The sequence below is a fragment of the Sorangium sp. So ce302 genome (assembly GCF_051530145.1).
Classification (GTDB): Bacteria; Myxococcota_A; Polyangia; order Polyangiales; family Polyangiaceae; genus Sorangium; species Sorangium cellulosum_B.
This window is the reverse complement of the sequence record NZ_CP150326.1, coordinates 2,401,553-2,420,219: the sequence shown is the minus strand read 5'-3', so window position 1 is coordinate 2,420,219 and position 18,667 is coordinate 2,401,553. Positions and strand designations below refer to the sequence as shown.

The following is an 18,667-nucleotide window of genomic DNA, read 5'->3' as shown; positions in this document are numbered from 1 at the left end:
CCTCACCGCAGCTTCATCGACGCCAGGGACACCAGCGCCAGGAGGATGGAGATGATCCAGAAGCGGACGATGATCTTGGGCTCCGCCCACCCCTTCTTCTCGTAGTGGTGGTGGATCGGCGCCATCAAGAAGACGCGCTTGCCGGTGAGCTTGAACGAGAGGACCTGCGTGATGACGCTGACCGTCTCGATGAAGAAGATCCCCCCGAGGATGATCGACAGGAGCTCGTTCTTGGTGAAGACGGCGAGCATCCCGAGCCCGCCTCCGAGGGCGAGCGACCCGACGTCCCCCATGAAGACCTGGGCGGGGTACGTGTTGTACCAGAGGAACCCGATCCCCGCGCCGATGACCGAGCCGCAGTACACCGACAGCTCGCCGGCCGACGCGATCGCCGGGATGTCGAGGTAGGCCGCGAGCGAGAAGCTCGCGATGGAGGCGCCGACGATGTACGCGAGGATGAGGTAGGTCCCCGCGTTGATGATCACCGGGCCGATCGCGAGGCCGTCGAGGCCGTCGGTGAGGTTCACGGCGTTCGACGTGGCGACCACGACGAAGACGGCGAACGGGATGTAGACGTAGAGCGGCAGCTCGATCGGGTACTTCGAGAACGCGACGAACGGGATCGCGAGCCGCGTCCTGATCTCCGCCCAGTCCGGCGGGAGCTTGGACGCGAGCAGGAACGTGTAGGCCACGGCCGCGCCGCCGATCAGCACCTGGCCGATGAGCTTGTAGCGCCCGGGCAGGCCCCCGCTGCTCCGCCGCTTGATCTTGAGGAAGTCGTCCAGGTAGCCGATGACGCCGTAGCCCGCGGTGACGGCCGTCGTCGCGAGGACGAAGGGGTTCCTGAGGTCGGCCCACAGCACGGTGGGGAGCAGCAGGGAGAGCAGGATGAGCGCGCCGCCCATCGTCGGCGTGCCCGCCTTGATCTTGTGCGTCTCCGGCCCCTCGGCGCGGACCACCTGCCCGATCTGCTTCCGCCGGAGCTCGCGGATGAACCACGGCGCGAGCACGAACGTCAGCACCATGGCGGTGATCGTCGCCATGATCGTGCGGAACGGGATGTAGCGGAGGACGTTGAGCCAGCTCAGCCAGCCGTAGTGGAACTTGAGCGGGTAGAAGAGCTCGTAGATCACCCCGCACCTCCGTGCGACGGCCGCTCGCCGAGGGCGCGCGCGCGGCGCGCGGCGAGCGCGCGCCGCGCCTCGTCGCGATCGTCGAACGGCAGCGTGACGCCGCCGATGATCTGGTACGGCTCGTGGCCCTTGCCGGCGAGGAGGACCACGTCCCCCGGCTCGGCGTCGAGCACCGCGCGCTCGATCGCGCGCGCTCGATCGAGCTCGACGACGACGCGCGCGCGCCCGGCGGCGAGCCCCGGCAGGATGGCGTCGGCGATCGCGCGCGGGTCCTCGCTCCGCGGGTTGTCGTTGGTGACGATGGCGACGTCGGCGGCGCGGCCGACCGCCTCGCCCATCTGCGGCCGCTTCAGCGGATCGCGGTCGCCGCCGCACCCGAAGACGCAGAGGACGCGCCCGCCGCCGAGGGCACGCACGCTCGCGAGCACGCGGGCGAGCGCGTCCGGCGTGTGCGCGTAGTCGACGAGCACGATCACATCGTCGGCGTCGGGGGTATCGCAGCGCTCCAGGCGGCCCGCGACCTGGATCGGAGACGAGAGCGCCGCGGCGGCGTCACCGACGTCGAACCCGAGCAGGTAGGCCACGGCGAGGGCGGCGAGCAGGTTCGACGCGTTGTGCGCGCCGAGCAGGTGGGAGCGGATGGTGACCTCGCCGACGGGCGTGCGGGCGCGGATGAGCGTGCCGCTCGCGCTGTGCGCGAGCTCGACGGGGGCGATCTCCGCGGCGTCCGGGCCCACGCCCACCTCCGCCGAGTAGCGCGCGAGCGTCGCCGCCGTCGGGCGCGAGAGCCCGCCGGGGGCGAGCATCTCGACGAGCTGCCGCCCGAAGGGATCGTCGACGTTGATGACCGCGGCGCCGGGGCCGAGATCCACGAACAGGCGCGCCTTCGCCGCCGCGTACGCCTCCATCGTGCCGTGGTAGTCGAGGTGATCCTGCGTGAGGTTCGTGAAGACGGCGATCCGGAACCGGACCGCATCGACGCGCTTCGCCGCGAGCGCGATCGATGACACCTCCATCACGAGGTGCGTCGCGCCGCGGGCGACCATCGCGGCGGAGACGCGGGCGAGCTCGTCCGCCTCGGGGCTCGTGTGCGAGGCGTGGACATCGAGATCGCCGAAGCGGTAGCCGAGCGTCCCGACGATCCCGGCCTGACCGCCGCACCGATCGATGCAGGCCTGGACGAGGTGGGCCGTCGTCGTCTTGCCGTTCGTACCGGTGATGCCGACGACCTCGAGCGTGAAGGTCGGGTGTCCGTAGACCACGGCGGCGGCCTGAGCGAGCGCGAGCGGCACGTCGGGGACCTCGACGCGCGCGGCGCCGAGCGTGTCGGCCGCGCTCCCGCGGGCGACGATCACCGCCCGCGCGCCGCGCGCCACGGCCTCGGGGATGAAGCGCTCGCCGTGGTCGCGCGCGCCCGCGCGCGCGACGAAGATGTCCCCCTGCCTCACCTTGCGCGAGTCGAGGTGCACGCCTGTCACGACCATGTCCGCGGCGCCCGCCGGAGAGAGCGCGGCGCCCGGGATCTCGAGCAGCACGTCGCCGAGGCGGAGCGCGAGCTCGACCTCGGCTAGGCTGGCTTCCTTGTGATCGTGCTCCGTCATGTGGGGGGCTCGAAGATGAGCTTCAGGGGCGATCCCTTGGGCAGCACGGTCCCGGGCGGAGGCTCCTGGCGCGCGAGCCGCCCCGTGCCCTCGACGCTCGGATCGAGCCCGAGCGCAGCGGCGCTCTTCACGGCCTCGCGCTGCGGCAGCCCCGTCAGATCGGGGACGCGCAGCTCCCCCGCCTTGAGCGGCGCGGACGGCGTGACCACCCCCGTCGAGATCGGCGCGGCCGCGGCGCGCGCCTCGCTCAGCACCTGATAGGTGCTCGCCGCGAGGTCCTCTCCGGACTGCTCGCTGATCTCCGACAGCTTCATCGGCACGCTCCCGCGCGGGGTAACGCCCAGGTAGCGCAGCGCCATCTCACCGATCCGACGGAAGACGGGCGCCGCGACCGAGCCGCCGGCGTACGTGCCGCCCATCGGCTCATCGAGCACCACCGCGATGGCGATCCGAGGCCGCTCGGCCGGGACGAACCCGACGAACGACGCCACGTAGTGGGTGTCGGTGTACTTGCCCGTCGCGGGATCGATCTTCTGCGCGGTGGCCGTCTTCCCCGCGACGCGGAACCCCGGGATCGCGGCCTCGACGCCGGTCCCGTCCCCCTCCGTCACCGCGACGAGCATCTCCGACATCATCCGCGCGATCGGCGCCGGCACCGCGTCGCGGCGCACGCGCGGCGACGGCTCCGACAGCGTGACGCCCGTGCCGTCGGTGACCCGCTTGATCAGGATCGGCTCGAGCAGCCGCCCGTGGTTGGCGACCGCCGCCGTGGCCATCGCCAGCTGGAGCGTGGTCACGCTGATCCCCTGCCCGAACGAGGCCGCCGCCGTCTCGACCTGGACCCACGGGCGGCCGCGCGGCCGCAGCACGCCCACGGACTCGCCCGGCAGCGGCACGCCGGTCAGGTCCCCGAAGCCGAACCGCCGGAAGCCCTCGTAGAGCCGCTGCTCGCCGAGCCCGAGCGCGATCTTCGCCGTGCCGATGTTGGACGACTGGGCGAGGATCTGCGGCACCGTCAGCCACTTGTGAATGTGCGTGTCGTGGATCACGACGTTGTCGATCGCCATGTTCCCCTCCTCGCAGTAGATGGTCGCGCTGGGGGAGACGCTCTTCGCCGCGATCGCGCTCGCGATGGCGAACACCTTCATCGTGGAGCCGGGCTCGAAGCGATCGACGACGCAGCGGTTGCGCCGGGACCCTGGATCGCTCTGCGAGTAGTCGTTCGGGTTGAAGCCCGGAGCGCTCGCCATGGCGAGGATCTCGCCGCTCTCCGGATCGACGACCACGATCGATCCGCCGAGCGCCTCGTAGGTCTTCATCGCCGCCTCGAGCTCGCGCTCGGCGGTGAACTGGATGCCCTTGTCGATCGTCAGGTGGACGTTGTGCCCGGCGAGCGCCTGCTCGTCCTCGATCCCCTCCGAGAAGATGAGCCGGCCCGAGCGATCGCGGAGCCCGCGCACCTCGGACGCGTTGCCGCGGAGCTCGTGCTCCAGGCTGAGCTCGATCCCCTCCTTGCCCTCGCCGTCGGTGGCGACGAAGCCGAGCAGCGGGCCGGCGAGCTCGCGGTTCGGGTAGAAGCGGCGCCCCTCGCCCTCGATCACGAGCCCGCGCACCGGGTAGCGCTGCGTCCTGTCCCCGAGCGCGCGGACGTTCTCGACCTCCTGCTCGGAGATGCGGCGCTTGAGCCAGGCGAAGCGGCGCCGCCGGCCGAGCTTCTCCACGACCTCCTCGAGCGGCAGCGAGAGCGCCTGCGCGATGCGCTCCGCGTACTGCTGGATCCGCATCGGGACGTACTTCTCCTCGATGCCGCGGAGCATCTCGACCGCGTCCACGGAGACGCTGGGCACCTCCACGCTCTCCGCGAGCGGCGCGCCGTTCCGGTCGTAGATGGTGCCGCGCTTCGGCGTGATGTGGAGCCGCCGCTGGCGCTGCCGCTCGGCGAGGTCGTACCACGCGTCCCCGTCCTCGACCTCGATGCGGTAGGCGCCGGACACGACGCCGCCCAGGCCGAGCGCCATGAGGCCGCAGAGCAGCCCCATGCGGATGCGGATCCACCGCGCGCGCCGGGGATCGAGGTTCTTCACGGCTGCCCTCCGCTCGGCGGCGCGCGGCCGGGCTCCTCGCCTTCGGGCTCGCGCTCGCCGGGCGGCGCGGAGTAGCCCCGCACCGGGATCACGCGCTCGGGCGGGGGCGGCGTCATGCCGAGCAGCGAGCGGGCGACCATCTCCACGCGCTGCGGCGTCTCGTAGCTGGCCGCCTCGAGCGAGAGCACCCGCTTCACCTCGCGCAGCCGCGCCTGCTCGGCGCGCGCTCGCCCGAGCTTGTATCCCAGGTCGACCGTGCGCCCTCGCAGCGCGAGGTGCACGATGAACGCCGCCACCGTCGCGGCCACCGCGAGCGTCCACAAGATGAGGAACGGACGCTGCTGCGTCACGCGAGCGCCTCCGCCCCGCTTACGCGCCTCGCGGCGCGGAGCTTCGCGCTGCGGGCCCTCGGGTTGCCTTCGACCTCGTCGTCGCCCGCGGTCACCGGCTTCTTCGTCAGCGGCTCCCAGACCTCCGGCTCGCGCAGCGCGCGCTTGACGATGCGGTCCTCCAGCGAGTGGAACGAGATCACGGCGAGCACGCCGCCCGGCGCGATGATCCTGGGCGCCGCCTCGAGCAGCGCCTCGAGCTGGTCGAGCTCACCGTTCACCGCGATGCGCAGCGCCTGGAACGTGCGCGTCGCCGGATCGACGCCGCCGATGCGCGCCGGCCCGACGGCGCGCACCACGGCGCGCCGCAGGTCGAGCGTCGTCACGAGCTCGCCGCTGTCGGCCGCCTGCTTGATGCAGCGCGCGACCCGCCGGCTGCGGCGCTCCTCGCCGTAGCGGTAGATGAGGTCCGCGAGCTCCTCGTCGCTGAGCCGCTCGATGAGCTCGAGCGCCGTCTCGCCGCGGCTCGGGTCCATCCGCATGTCGAGCGGCCCCTCCGCGCGGAAGCTCATGCCGCGGGCCGGGTCGTCGAGCTGCATGGAGCTCACGCCGATGTCGGCGACGAGGCCGTCCACCTGCGGCACGCCGAGGGCCGCGAGGTGCCGCTCGATCTCGGAGAACTCGCCGTGAACGTAGGTCACCCGATCCCCCGCGCGGGCGAGCCGGGCGCGCGCGATGGCGAGGGCGCGCTCGTCGCGATCGATCCCGATGACCCGGGCGCCCGGCGTCTCGAGGATCGTCGCGGTGTGGCCGCCGGCGCCGAGGGTGGCGTCGACATAGACGCCCTCGCTGCTCGGCGAGAGCGCGGCGAGCACCTCGCGGCCGAGGACGGAGACGTGCTGCTCGGCGCGCGGGCGCGGCGGCGGAGGAGGCAGGTGCATGGGGACTACATTGACGACGTTCATAGGCGGAACTGCTCCGCGATTGCGTTCTTGAAGCTCTGAAGCTCGACCTCGCTCATCTGCTGAGCGGCCTTCCACCGCTCCTGCGACCAGAGCTCGATCGTCTGGCCCATGCCCGCCCACAGCACGTCCTTCGTGAGGTCCGCGTGCTCGCGGAGGGACGGCGGGATGAGGATCCGGCCCTGCTTGTCAAGGTCACACTCGACGGCCGCGGACAGGTAACGGCGCCGGAAGGCGACCACGTTCGAATCGAATTGCGGAAGTGCTGCAATTTTCGCCTCCAGCTCTTCCCAGGCCTTCATCGGATACGCGTGCAGGCAGGGGTCGAAGAGGGCCGGGGTGATGACCATCCGCAGGTCGTTCGCGGCCGCGAGCACGTCGCGAAAGCGCGAAGGGAGGCTCGTGCGCCCCTTCGCGTCGATCGCGTGCTCGAAGTGACCGCGAAACATCGTGCTCATCGACCCCAGCTCCGGCTGGTCCGTCCCGCCGAGGGGTTGGCGACGCGTTGCTCCACCGGGCGCACGCCGCGTCGTGACATTCTCTGCCACTTCTTCCCACGAAGCTCCGCCACGCTACGGAGTGAGGTGCCGAGTGTCAACAGTTTGGGAGATTTCTGGACCTCATCCGCCACCTATGTAGGACATAAACCCTCAAGGTCACACCCCACAAAACAGCGCGATTTATCGACAAATAGCTCCCGGGAAGTACCGTGGGAGGAAGTGGGGAGCCGCTCGGAGGTGGGCTGGAACGCGTCGGGCAGACGCTGGCAAGACGGAAAGCAAGCAAGACGGATCGCCGCCCTGAGCACGTCGATTCGCGGCCGGGCGAACGGGTGCGTAGCCGGGTTACCGGACGGGCTCAGCGAGCGTGTGGCTCTGGGGGAAACCGGGCGGGGGAGGCGCGCGGTGGGGGAGAGTGGGGAGGCGCGCCGCGGTGGGGGAGAGTGGGGAGGCGCGCCGCGGCGGCGGTCAGCTGTGGGGGGTCACGTTGGTCTGGATCCACTCCACGATGCTCTTCAGGGTGGTCCCGGGGGTGAAGACGCCCTTCACGCCGGCGTTCTGGAGCCGCGCGATGTCCTCGTCCGGGATGATGCCCCCACCGAACACCACGATGTCCTCGGCCCCGCGGCTCCGGAGCGCTTCGATAACCGCGGGGAAGAGGGTGTTGTGCGCTCCGGACATGATCGACAGCCCCACGGCGTCGACGTCCTCCTGCACAGCGGCGGAGGCGATCATGTCGGGGGTCTGGTGCAGGCCCGTGTAGACCACCTCGAAGCCCGCATCGCGGAGTGCCCTGGCGACCACCTTGGCGCCGCGGTCGTGGCCGTCCAGGCCGGGCTTCGCCACGAGGATTCGGACTTTGCGCTCTGCCATGAGCGCGTCGATTACCGCCTGCCTGGGCAGACGTAAAGCGAAGCGCCCGATCGAGCGGCCTTCGCTCCGCAGGGGTGCATCCTTGCTGAGCAGCGGGCTTACTGCGCGGCGAAGACAAACGGAATCGTTACGGGGGTGGAACCCGAGGAAGGAGGGAACCGCCAGGACTTGATCCGGGAGGCGATGCAGCTCGACAGGCCGGGGTAATCCTTCTCCGATCCGCCGGCCGAGACGGACTGGACGGCGCCCGACGCGGCGATGACCACCGAAGCGGAGACCCTGGCGGTGCTGGCCGCGTTGCTGGCGCGGGCGTCGAGGGCGGGCTGCCAGCAGTGGCGGCGGACGCTGGGGCGGTTCGACTCGACGACGCCGGAGATCTCCCCCTGGGAAAGCGGGGTCAAACCGGCGCCGGCCCCCTGGCTGCCCGGCCCTGACGAGGGGCCGGGGACCCCAGCGCCGAACCCGGACCGGTCGAGCTGAGCAGAGGCCGATGGAGCGACCGGCTTGTCCGGCGGAGGGCGCTGGCTCGCGACGCCGCCCGCCTTGCCCGTCGAAGCGACCTCTGGCCGGGCGGAAGCCGTCTCGGCCGGTGCAGGTGCGTCCGGCTCGACGGTCGGCGGCGGCGGCGGGGCCGCCGTGGGCAAATCGGCCGGCTGGCTCTGCGGCGGGGGGGCGGTCACGACCTGCACGGGCTGCGGCTTCGGGGAGAGCAGGACGAAAGCGGAGACGCCACCGAACGCCGCGGCCATGGCGATGAAGGCGTATGCGAGCGGGCTCATGCCCGATCTCCGCCTTGGCGCGACCGTCTCCACCAGGCTGCCAGGCGTGGCCACCAGAGGTGCGGGCTCCGCGGCGGAGAGGGCCCCTGCCGGCGCGGCGGGCAAGCCCCCCGCGGTCAGCCTTCCGCCTGCTGGCGCCGTCGCAGAGCGCGCACCCCCAGCGGCCAGGCCACCCGTGGGCGCCGCCGCAGAGGGCGACCCGCCCGCGGCCAGGCCGCCGGCCCCGCGAGCGAGCTCGGTCGAGGCGGACGCGGCCAGCTCGGGTCCGGGCGCGAACGCGACGGGGTCCGTCCGATCGGCCGCGAAGGGATCGGCGAGCACCTCCACCGGCGCAGCGCCCGCGGCGTGGGTCCGCCCGGCGCCTGCCGGCGCTCCTGGCCATGCGGCCGGCGCGCTCGCTGCTGGCGCAACCGGGGCGACGCGCGCAACGGACGCAACGGACGTAACGGACGTAACGGACGCGACCGGCGCGGGCAGCGGGGCCGACACAGCGGGCGTCCCCGCCGCGGTGAAGGCGGCGACCGCCGGGGCCTGCTCGTTCAGGCCAGGAGGCTCCGGCTCGCGCGTCGCCGTGCGCGCGGGCGCGGCCCCCCCGAGCGCAGGGACCCTCGACGAGGAGGGCGCCTTCGCCGACGACGCCTGCGGCTGACCGACAGAGGAGCCCGTGGTGCTGATGCGGCGCGCGGGCGGGGACAGGCGGGTGGACTGAGCCTGCGTGACGATCTCGAGCAGCTCCGGGAAGTTCTTGAGGGGCTGCCACTCATCGAAGCCCTCGCGCCAGACGAGCGACTCGCCGTCCACCGCGCCGGCAAGCGCCTTGTCGCGAATGACCGAGAGCCGCACCGGGCCGAGCGGGACGCCGCCGACCCCGACGTACCAGTCCTCGCTCGCCGTGGCGCGCACGGCCGGCGCCTTCCCGAGCGGGCGGTCATTGGACATCGCGCGCGTGAACGCGCCGGCGGCCCCCGCCGGCGGCGTGGGCTCCGCCGCCCTGGCGGCAGGCGCAGGGGAACGAGCCGGCACCGCGGGCGCCGGCTGGACAGCCCGGGCTGCCGGGGAGGCCTGCGGTGCGGTCGCCGGACGCGGGCTCGACGCCGGTCCGGGGACGGCACGCGGCGCGACCGGAGGTCGAGGAGCGCCCGCCGGGCGCGGCAGGGCCTGGGATGCCGGCCGGGGCGGCGCCGGCGCGGCGCCGTGGCCCAGGGACGAAGCCAGCGGCGGCTTCAACGGGCTCGCCGCGCCCCCGTCCGCCGCCGGCGCCTCGTCGCTCGGAGAAGCGACGTACGCATCGTCGCCCGCCTCGCGCGGCGGCTCGACCGGAAGAGCACGCGCCACGGAGCTCTCGGTGACGCTCGCGCTGACCTGGATGAGGTGCCCGCATCGCCGGCACTGCATCCGCACCATCTTGCCGGCGACCTTCTCGTCACCGATCTGGTACTTGGCCTTGCAGTTATCGCAGATGAATTTCATCCAAGGACGCGCCTGCCGGTGGAATGGCGCAGTCTACGACAGCTTGGCCCCAGACGACATGGGGTAGGCGGTCAGAGCAGCCCGAGCAAGTGCTCCTTGATCGATTGCCGCGTCGGGTCATCGGGGGCGACGCCCAGCGCGCGCTCCCAGGTCTCGATGGCTTTGTTGCGGAACCCGGCCTTCTGATAGAGCACGGCGAGGTTCTTCAGCGCGGGGAAGTGCTTGCCGTTGATGTGCAGCGCCGTCTCCAGCTCCTGGATGGCGTCGTAGAGCTGCCCCTGCTTGCCGTAGAGCAGGCCGAGGTGGAAGTGCAGCCGGTACGCGAGCGGGTCGATCGCCGTGCCCTCGCGCAGGTGCCGCACGGCCTTGTCGAAATCGCCCGCGCGATACGCCGCGATCCCCGCGGCGAGGAGGCGCTCCGCCTCCGCCGAGATCCGGTCCTGATCGCCGCGGATCGAGCGCGCCTGGAGCGCGTTCTCCACGGCGGCGACGACGTCGGCGACGCGGAAGGGCTTCTCGATGTAGGCCTCCACGCCGTAGCTCGACTTCAGGTCCTCCGCGAACCGCCACCCGCGGTAGACGGCCGAGATCATGATGATCGGGATGTGGCCGTAGCGCTGGGTGCCCTTCATGCGGCGGGCGATGTCGAAGCCGTGCACCTCCGGCAGCATGGCGTCGAGGATCATCACGTCGGGCGGATTCTCCTTGACCATGCGCAGCGCGAGGAGCCCGCGGTCGGCCTCCTCCACACGGTACCCGCGCTCCTCGAAGATGCGACGGAGCAGCTTCCGGATCTCCGGCTCGTCGTCGACGACCAGGATCGTCGTCTGATCGCCCTGCGGCGCCTTGCCTGCGCCCGGGAGCGACTCGACGACGGAGAGATCGCGGTCTGCGGTGCCGAAATCCGTGTCCGTGAGCTCGTCGGCCGCCGCCGCCCTCCGCATGGCGTCGTCGACGACGAGCGGCGGCCCCGCCGGGGAGAGGCGGGCCGGCGACGGGGCAGCAGGCGGGCTCGGCTCGTCGGTGAGATCGGCGAACGAGATCTCCGCGTCGTCGCGCGAGCGCTCGGGCGCGGGCCGCGGCGGGGCGGCGCTGGGAGCAGGCGCCGCAGGGGCCTGGGCCACCGGGGCCTGGGCCACCGTCGCCGGGGGCACGGCGGACGCAGGCCGGCGCGGCGCGGGCTGCGCAGGGGCTGGCGGGGGCGCGGGCGGCGCCTCGGAGGCGGACGACGCCGTGGCGCCGAGCCCGGCCCGCTTCAGCACCTCGGGCGGGCACTTGGCGCCCACGTAGAACGGCTCGCCCTGCTCCTTCATGTCGTAGGCGGCCGCGATGGTCCGCACGAGGGGGCCCGCGAGCGCGATGTACGGGAAGACGCGCTTGCCGGTCACGAACTCGAGCTCGTCGATCACCTTCTTGTCGGCGGGCGCGGCCATGGCCACGAGGATGCGATCCTCGCGCACGAGCACGGGAAGGAGCTTGTGCTTGGCGGCGATCTCGCGGGGGAGGATGGAGAGGTCGCTCAGCTTGATGCAGACCTGGTTGAGATCGATGCCAGGAACCCCGCTCTGCTCGGAGAGGGCCTTCAGCGCAGCGACCTCGGAGACGGTGCCGCTCTCGATGAGGTTCGTGGCGAGGGGCACCCCCTTCGCGCGCGCGTCGAGGAGCGCCTGTTCGAGCTGGGGCTGGGTGACCGCCCGTTGCTGCAGGAGGATGCGTCCGAGCGGCTTCTTGTTGGCGTCTTGCGTCATTCCGCGGGCCGAGTTCGAAGGCTAATGGACGAGGAATGCGCGGGCAAGCACGCGACCCGCGCGCGAAGGCGGCCATCCGACCGACACGACCGGCTCGGGCTCGTGCGCCGGCGGCTCGGGCATACGGCCGGGTCGAGCGCGGCCAGGACGCCGCCCGATGCGCGCGGATCCGAGCGCGCGTCCCGACGCCAGAGGCGAGAGCTCACCATCCGCCCATGTTACTCCGGAACCCTCCGGGCAGCGCAGGCGATGCGCCGGCGGCGCGACGGCGCCCGCTGCGCCCGCTCCGCGAACGCATCGAAGAGGCCATGGCGACGATGTAGGGTCACTCCATTTACTCGGTCTTACTCGGGCTTACTCGGTCGCGCCCACAGTATCGTTCGCGTCGTTTGCATTACCGGCGTCGCTCGCGCCGAGCCACTCGCGAGAGAACGCCGCGTACCTCCCCTCGGCGATCGCCGCGCGCGCTTCTCGCATCAGGCGGCCATAGAGGTGGAGGTTGTGCTCCGTCAGCAGGCGCAGCACCAGGATCTCGCCGGCCATGTAGAGGTGCCTCAGGTACGCGCGGCTGTATCCACCGGCGCAGGTCGGGCAAGCGCAGGTCGGATCGAGCGGCGAACGATCTTCTTTGTAGCGGGCCTGCTTGATGACGATCTTGCCGTGCTGCGTGAGCGCCTGCCCGTTCCGCGCGTTCCGGGTGGGGAGCACGCAGTCGAACATGTCGACCCCGGCGCCGATGGCGTGCACGAGGTCGAGCGGCGTCCCCACGCCCATGAGGTAGCGCGGGCGCGTCGGGTCGAGGTGCGGCCCGATCTGGGCGACGACCTCGTGCATCATCGCGATCGGCTCGCCCACGGAGAAGCCGCCCAGGGCGAGCCCGTCGAACGGCAAGGCGCCGAGCTCATCGGCGTGCGCCATGCGCAGCGCGACCGAGGTGCCGCCCTGCACGATGCCGAAGAGCGCCTGGCTCGGGCGCTTCGCGGCGAGGCAGCGCTTCCCCCAGCGCGTCGTCAGGCGACACGCCTCCTCGACCTCTGGGCGCGGCGCGCCGCCTGGCGGGCACACGTCGAGCTGCATCGCGATGTCGGCCCCGAGCAGCCCCTGCACCTCCATCGCGACCTCGGGCGTGAGCGCCTTGCGAGCGCCGTCGAGGTGCGATCGGAACACGAAGCCGTCCTCGACGAGGGTGCGCCGCTCGGCGAGCGAGAAGGCCTGGAAGCCCCCGGAGTCCGTGAGCATCGCGTGCGGCCAGCGGGTGAACGCGTGCAGACCGCCGAGCTGCGCGACGAGCTCGGGGCCAGGGCGGAGCCACAGGTGGTACGTGTTGCCGAGGACGATCCTCGCGCCGGTCGCGGCCACCTCGGCGGGGGTCAACGTCTTCACGCTGCCCTGGGTGCCGACGGGCATGAACGTCGGGGTCAGCACGTCGCCGTGCGGCGTGGAGAGCACGCCCGTCCGGGCATGCCCGTCCCTCGCGAGCTCGGAGAAGGAGAAGCCAGGCGTCCGGCTCATGGCGCGTCCACCCCCCGGATCAGCATGGCGTCACCATACGAGTAGAAGCGGTAGCCGGCGTCGATCGCCGCGCGGTACGCGAGGAGCGTGCGCTCGCGGCCGGCGAAGGCGAACACCAGCGCGAGCAGCGTCGAGCGCGGCAGGTGGAAGTTGGTCAGCAGGGCGTCGACGACGCGGAACCGATAGCCCGGCTGGATGAGGAGGCGCGTCTCCCCGGACTGCGCCCGCACGAGGCCTGCGCGGGCCGGATCGGCGGCCGACTCCAGCGCGCGAACCACGGTGGTGCCGATCGCAATCACCGGCGCGCCGCGCTCGCGCGCCCCCGCGATCGCGCCCGCGGTCGCGTCCGGGATCGAGTAGACCTCCGCGTGCATCGGGTGCAGGTCGAGATCGTCGACCGTGACCGGCTGGAACGTGCCGAGGCCGACGTGCAGCGTGACGCTCGCGATCTCGACCCCGTTCGCGCGGAGCCGCTCGACGAGGCCGGGCGAGAGGTGGAGGCCCGCCGTGGGCGCGGCGACCGCTCCTGGGACCCGGGCGAAGATGGTCTGGTACCGCTCGCGATCGGACGCGTCGTCGCCGCGGCCGAGGTAGGGCGGGAGCGGGACGTGCCCGTACGCGTCGATCGCAGCGGCGACGGACAGCCCCGCGGGCGAGGAGAGCTGCACCGTGAGCACGCCGTCCTCGGCGCGCTCCAGCACCTCCGCGACCAGCGCGCCGTCGCGCTCGATATCGAGCACCGATCCCGGGCGTATCGGCTTGGAGGCGCGCCCCATCGCCCGCCAGCGCTCGGACCGCGGCGCGCTCTCCCGCGGCCCTCCGCCGAGGTCCTCCGCGCCGGCCGGCGCCCCGTCCAGCCGGTGCAGCAGGAAGAGCTCGACCTGCCCGCCTGTGCCGCGCTTCCTCCCGAACAGACGAGCGGGGACGACCTTCGTGTCGTTGACGATGACGAGCGCGCCGCGCTCGATGTACCGGTCGAGATCGCGGATCGCCGCGTGCTCCACCTCGCCCGCTCTGCGGCCGCGATCGACCAGGAGGAGCCTCGCTCCGTCGCGCTCTTCGGGGGGCCGCGAAGCGATCAGCGCTTCAGGGAGTTCGTAGTCGAGCAGCTCGCAGCGCACGCCGCGCTACTAGCACGACGCGGGCGTGAGCACGTTCGTCTTGGCGCGGAGGAAGCGACAGATCTCGCCAACCTGGTAAGGCTTGGGGACGAAGGCCACCGCGCCGCAGTCGGCGCGCTCGACCTGGCGCGCGGAGAGGTGATACGCGCTGGAGAGCACGACCCGCACCCTCGGGAACGCATGCCGGATGTGCCGCGCGAGCTCGAGGCCGTTCAGGTCCGGCATCATCAGATCGATCATCGCCACATCGATCGGGGACGAGCCGAGGGTGAGCAGCGCATCCTGGAACGAGGCGGCGAACACGACCTCGAACCCCTCGACGCTTAGCCCTGCCGAAAGAGCGCGACGCTGGGAATTCTCACCGTCCACGATCAGCATGCGGGCCATTAAGCGTCCTCCTGCGGCGATCGCCGCCATCCAATACGCCTACTTGTCTAGCAATCATCGGGCCAAGTTCCCGAATCGACGCGTTGCGGTTGCCGACGCTAAAGTGAAACAGAAGAGCACAGTCTACATCGGGCGCCTCATTGCACTAAGGCAAATCCCGACGCTGCATCATTGCAAAGATGCAATCTCGCGTGGGCTACCTCCCTCGATTTGCTGCTGAGTCAGGTGGTTTGCTCGAATCGAGCGGCCGCATCCATACGGCCCGAACGGAGGAATGCAGGCTGAGCTCGACGGGCAGCATGTCGCGGTGCCTGGGGAGCACGGCCCATCGAGCACGGTCCGCCTGAGGTCGCTGTGTCGCGTGGAAGCGAGCTGCTGAGCCCGGCCGGTGGGCGAAGGAAGGCGCTCGACAGACCGGCGCCGTTTCAGCCCGGGGGATACGTGATCGTCAGGCGGGTCATCTTGCGCCACAGCGTGGTCGCGCTGATCCCGAGCACCTCGGCGGCGCGCTCCCGGCTGCCGTCGCACTCCCGCAGCGCGGCCTCGATCGCCTGGCGCTCGGCGCAGTCGACGACGTCGGCGAGCAGCCTGCCGCCGGCTTCGGGCGCGCGCTTCGGCTGCATCGCGGCGGGCAGTACGTCGTCGACGCTGATGACGCCACCGCCCGAGAGGGCCACCGCCTGCTCGACCATGTTCTCGAGCTCGCGGATGTTGCCGGGGAAATCGTACTGCGTCAGCGCCTCGATGACGCCGTCGGCGGCGCGGGCGCGACAGGTCATCTTGCGGTTGTACTTCTCCAGGAAGAACTCCCAGAGGATCGGGATGTCCTCGCGACGTGAGCGGAGCGGCGGGAGCACGAAGCGCGCGACGTTCAGCCGGTAGTAGAGGTCCTGGCGGAACCGCTTCTCCGACACCGCGGTCAGGAGCTCCTGGTTCGTCGCGGCGATGATGCGCACGTCGACGTTGATGGGTTTGTTCTCGCCTACCCTGCGGATCTCGTTCTCCTGGATCGCGCGGAGCAGCTTCGCCTGGAAGGTGAGCGGGGTCTCGGCGATCTCGTCGAAGAAGAACGTGCCCCCGTCGGCCTCCTCGAACAGCCCTTTCCTCGCCGAGATCGCGCCCGTGAACGAGCCTCGCGCGTGGCCGAACAGCTCGCTCTCGAGGAGCGTCTCGCTGATGGCGGCGCAGTTGACCGGCACGAACGGGCGGTCGGCGCGCTTGCTGTTGGCGTGGATGGCCTTGGCGACGAGCTCCTTGCCGGTGCCGCTCTCGCCGGTGATGAGCACCGTCGCGTCGGTCGGCGCGACCTTGACGATCCGGCCGAGCACCTCGCGGACCGCCTGCGAGCGGCCGACGATGTTCTCGAACCGGTAGCGCTCCTTGAACTCGCTGGCGAGCAGCTGCACCTCGCCGGTGAGCTTCCGGTTCTGGATCGCGCGCTCGACCTTCACGAGGAGCTCCTGCTCCGAGAACGGCTTCTGGATGTAGTCGAACGCGCCGAGCCGCATCGCCTCCACCGCGCTCTCGATGGTGCCGTACGCGGTCATCACGATGACCTCCGTGTTCGCGTTCGACTCCTTCACCGCGCGCAGGACGCCGATCCCGTCGAAGCCGCCCATCCGGAGGTCGGTGAGCACGACGTCGTACGCCCCCTTGGCGCCCAGATCGGCGCCCTGGCTGCCGTCCGCGGCTTCATCGACCTCGTACCCGGCGCCACGCAGCATCATCGCGAGCGTGGTCCGCATGTTCCGCTGGTCATCGACGACAAGAATCTTCGACATGGATTTCCCCCGCCGCGCGCATCCTCCTCCGGGAAACGAGCGCGGCGCGACGATCACGACCGACGTGCCGCGCTGGCGCGTAAGCGCGCGAGCACGGTCGTCCGCGGCGCCTTGGACATGCGTCCAGAGCATCGTACGTCAAGCACGACCTCCGCCGCCAGAAGGTGCACGGGGGACGCTCGCTGCGCGAGGGACGACCCCCACCCTACCCTACTCGCGGATCTGCTGGGCGAGGTAGGCGGTCTCGCCGAGCTTCTCGATCAGCCCGATTTGTGTCTCGAGCCAGTCGATGTGCTCCTCCTCGGACTCGAGGATCTTGGCCAGGAGATCCTCGCTGGTGCGATCCCCCTTGTCGCGGCAGAGGGCGATCGCCGAGTTGAGCCGCTTGACCGCGTGGTACTCGAGATCGAGATCGCTCTTGAGCTGCTCCGGCACGCTCTGCCCGATGTGCAGGGTGTCCAGGCGCTGCAGGTTGGGCAGCCCATCGAGGAAGAGGATGCGCTCGATGATCGCATCGGCGTGCTTCATTTCGTCGATCGACTCGGCGCGCCCGTGCGCAGCGAGCGTGACGAAGCCCCAGTGCGAACACATCTTCGCGTGCAGAAAATACTGGTTGATCGCAACGAGCTCTCCGGCAAGCACCTCGTTCAACGCATCAACGACGTCTTTTGCACCCTTCATCGGACCCCTCTCGCGCTCATGCCTGTCGTGCGGACCCCGCCCTTGTTGGGCGGGGGGACGCTGGCTGGAACGCCAGCGCCCCGCACAAATGCGCGAGGTCCGTGGAGGTGCGCAAGAAGTTTCTAAGGAAATAGGTGCCACCGCCGTCGCTTCCGACGGAAACCAGGGCATCGAGGCTGTTGCCGGTCAATCCGGAGGATCAAGCTGCGCTGGAGACCGGCGCCATCACCAGGCGACGCGGCGTCGAGGCGCCATCGCGCTCGCCGACAAGCTCGGCGATCGTCGACCGACAGGAGCCACACCGCGTACCGGCGCCCGTGCACTCCATGACCTGCGAAACAGAGCAGGCGCCCTCGCTCATCGCTTCACGAATCTCTCGATCACAGACGCCCATGCAGAGGCAGACGTACATGCAGACCCCCGGCTACGTAACGGGTGGGATTGATATTGAACATAGCTTTCAATATCGGAGCGTCAAGGGGAATGTCGCCCGGGCGGATCGCCGAGTTGGCTCGTGGTTCGAGATCCCCTTGGATCGAGCCAGCAGCGCTCGATCGAACGCGCCGAGCAGCGCTCGGTCGGTCGAGCGCCACAGGAGCGTCGGAGGAAGAGGGATCGGGCAGGGATGCAGCCGGTCAGACCGGCGGAAGATGACGCCGCGCGAGCGCGGCCGGGATGCGAGGCGCGAACGCACGCCCAGCGCGGAGCGGTCGGCCGCGTGACTGCGTCACATCGTGAGGCCGCCGTCGACGTCGATGCAGCGACCGTTGAAGTACTCGCACTCGATCACGAAGCGCACGGCCTGCCAGATGTCCTCGGGCACGCCGATGCGGCCCACAGGGATCATGGCGACCAAGGCGTCGCGCGCCTTCTGGTGCATGCCCTGCGTCATGGGCGTCTCGATCATGCCGGGCGCAACGGCGCCGACGCGGATGCCGAACGGCGCGAACTCGAGCGCCCAGGTCTTCGTGTTCGCCGCGAGCGCGCTCTTCGCAGCGGTGTAGCTCGACTGGCCTCGGTTGCCGTGGCGCGCGATGGAGCTGATGTTGACGATGACGCCCTTCTGCTCGGTCTCGATCATCTTCGCGACGACCTCGCGGACCATGAGCGTTGCCCCCGTCAGGTTGACGTCGATGACGGCCTGCCACTGCGCCGCGCTCAGCTTGACGACCGCGCCCGTCTGGCGGTCCTTCTTGACGAGCAGGCCGTCCCGCAGGATGCCCGCGTTGTTCACGAGGCCGTTCAGGCCGCCCATCGCCTCGTGCGCGAAGCGGACGAACGCCTCCACCTCGGCCTCCACCGCCACGTTGACCGCCCGCGCGTGGACCTTGCCGGCGAGCCCCTTGCTCGCCTCGACGAGCGACGCGAGCCCCTCCTCGTTCATGTCGCCGGCGGCGACCTGGCCCCCGAGCTCCGCGAGCCGCAGCGCATAGTGGCGACCCAGCCCCTGGGCAGCACCTGTGACGACGAACTTCGTGTCCTCGAGTCGCATGATCGCACTCCTCCAGGGATCGCTCCCGATCACCGTGTCGAGCGCGCCGTCTACCACGACACCGCCTCGAGGCGGCGGACGACGTACGACGTCGCAGCGCGCCACCAACGCCCGCAACCCCCGCCTGGCCTGCAGGCCCCCGCGCAATCCGTGTAACCGCGCAACCCGCGTAACAGCGCAACCCGGGCAACAGCGCGGTCGCCGCTTGCGCCGG

At 71.0% G+C, this 18,667-nt stretch carries 16 protein-coding genes; all 16 read right to left on the bottom strand.

Features of this window, described 5'->3' with window-relative positions; translation table 11 throughout:
• Positions 1 to 2: 2 nt before the first annotated feature.
• Positions 3 to 1,133: a phospho-N-acetylmuramoyl-pentapeptide-transferase gene (mraY, locus tag WME73_RS09380; protein ID WP_437745131.1), complete on the bottom strand. Its 1,131-nt coding sequence runs from the start codon at positions 1,131 to 1,133 to the stop codon at positions 3 to 5.
• Positions 1,130 to 2,734 (bottom strand): UDP-N-acetylmuramoyl-L-alanyl-D-glutamate--2,6-diaminopimelate ligase, encoded by a 1,605-nt coding sequence (locus WME73_RS09375; RefSeq protein ID WP_437915462.1) that lies wholly within the window; start codon positions 2,732 to 2,734, stop codon positions 1,130 to 1,132. The genes mraY and WME73_RS09375 overlap by 4 nt, the downstream gene beginning before the upstream one ends.
• Complete coding sequence (locus WME73_RS09370; protein ID WP_437745129.1) at positions 2,731 to 4,818, bottom strand: penicillin-binding protein; 2,088 nt, start codon at positions 4,816 to 4,818, stop codon at positions 2,731 to 2,733. Before WME73_RS09370 ends, WME73_RS09375 begins: the two co-directional genes overlap by 4 nt.
• On the bottom strand, positions 4,815 to 5,168 hold the full coding sequence (locus tag WME73_RS09365; RefSeq protein ID WP_437745128.1) for a hypothetical protein: 354 nt from the start codon (positions 5,166 to 5,168) through the stop codon (positions 4,815 to 4,817). Before WME73_RS09365 ends, WME73_RS09370 begins: the two co-directional genes overlap by 4 nt.
• Complete coding sequence (gene rsmH, locus WME73_RS09360; protein ID WP_437745127.1) at positions 5,165 to 6,112, bottom strand: 16S rRNA (cytosine(1402)-N(4))-methyltransferase RsmH; 948 nt, start codon at positions 6,110 to 6,112, stop codon at positions 5,165 to 5,167. The genes WME73_RS09365 and rsmH overlap by 4 nt, the downstream gene beginning before the upstream one ends.
• A complete protein-coding gene (gene mraZ / locus WME73_RS09355) occupies positions 6,109 to 6,567 on the bottom strand; it encodes a division/cell wall cluster transcriptional repressor MraZ (protein ID WP_012234291.1) in 459 nt (152 codons plus the stop codon). Before mraZ ends, rsmH begins: the two co-directional genes overlap by 4 nt.
• 510 nt (positions 6,568 to 7,077) lie before the next feature.
• Positions 7,078 to 7,482, bottom strand: coding sequence for a cobalamin B12-binding domain-containing protein (locus WME73_RS09350; RefSeq protein WP_437745126.1), 405 nt, complete (start codon positions 7,480 to 7,482; stop codon positions 7,078 to 7,080).
• 98 nt (positions 7,483 to 7,580) lie between these two features.
• Complete coding sequence (locus WME73_RS09345; protein ID WP_437915461.1) at positions 7,581 to 9,731, bottom strand: GYF domain-containing protein; 2,151 nt, start codon at positions 9,729 to 9,731, stop codon at positions 7,581 to 7,583.
• A gap of 71 nt (positions 9,732 to 9,802) precedes the next feature.
• Positions 9,803 to 11,479 (bottom strand): response regulator, encoded by a 1,677-nt coding sequence (locus tag WME73_RS09340; RefSeq protein ID WP_437915460.1) that lies wholly within the window; start codon positions 11,477 to 11,479, stop codon positions 9,803 to 9,805.
• 354 nt (positions 11,480 to 11,833) lie between these two features.
• Entirely contained in the window at positions 11,834 to 12,991 is a 1,158-nt protein-coding gene (gene tgt / locus WME73_RS09335) for a tRNA guanosine(34) transglycosylase Tgt (protein ID WP_437745123.1), read from the bottom strand.
• Complete coding sequence (gene queA, locus WME73_RS09330; protein ID WP_437915459.1) at positions 12,988 to 14,112, bottom strand: tRNA preQ1(34) S-adenosylmethionine ribosyltransferase-isomerase QueA; 1,125 nt, start codon at positions 14,110 to 14,112, stop codon at positions 12,988 to 12,990. Before queA ends, tgt begins: the two co-directional genes overlap by 4 nt.
• A gap of 9 nt (positions 14,113 to 14,121) precedes the next feature.
• Positions 14,122 to 14,529 (bottom strand): response regulator, encoded by a 408-nt coding sequence (locus WME73_RS09325; protein ID WP_437745121.1) that lies wholly within the window; start codon positions 14,527 to 14,529, stop codon positions 14,122 to 14,124.
• 395 nt (positions 14,530 to 14,924) lie between these two features.
• Positions 14,925 to 16,280, bottom strand: a complete 1,356-nt coding sequence (locus tag WME73_RS09320) for a sigma-54-dependent transcriptional regulator (RefSeq protein WP_437869935.1) — start codon at positions 16,278 to 16,280, stop codon at positions 14,925 to 14,927.
• A gap of 210 nt (positions 16,281 to 16,490) precedes the next feature.
• The gene (gene bfr / locus WME73_RS09315; RefSeq protein WP_012234283.1) at positions 16,491 to 16,961 is read right to left on the bottom strand and encodes a bacterioferritin; all 471 of its coding nucleotides are present in this window, start codon (positions 16,959 to 16,961) and stop codon (positions 16,491 to 16,493) included.
• A 199-nt stretch (positions 16,962 to 17,160) separates the two neighbouring features.
• Positions 17,161 to 17,373 (bottom strand): (2Fe-2S)-binding protein, encoded by a 213-nt coding sequence (locus WME73_RS09310; protein WP_437328430.1) that lies wholly within the window; start codon positions 17,371 to 17,373, stop codon positions 17,161 to 17,163.
• A gap of 315 nt (positions 17,374 to 17,688) precedes the next feature.
• Positions 17,689 to 18,453 (bottom strand): SDR family oxidoreductase, encoded by a 765-nt coding sequence (locus tag WME73_RS09305; RefSeq protein ID WP_012234280.1) that lies wholly within the window; start codon positions 18,451 to 18,453, stop codon positions 17,689 to 17,691.
• Between the last annotated feature and the right edge of the window lie 214 nt (positions 18,454 to 18,667).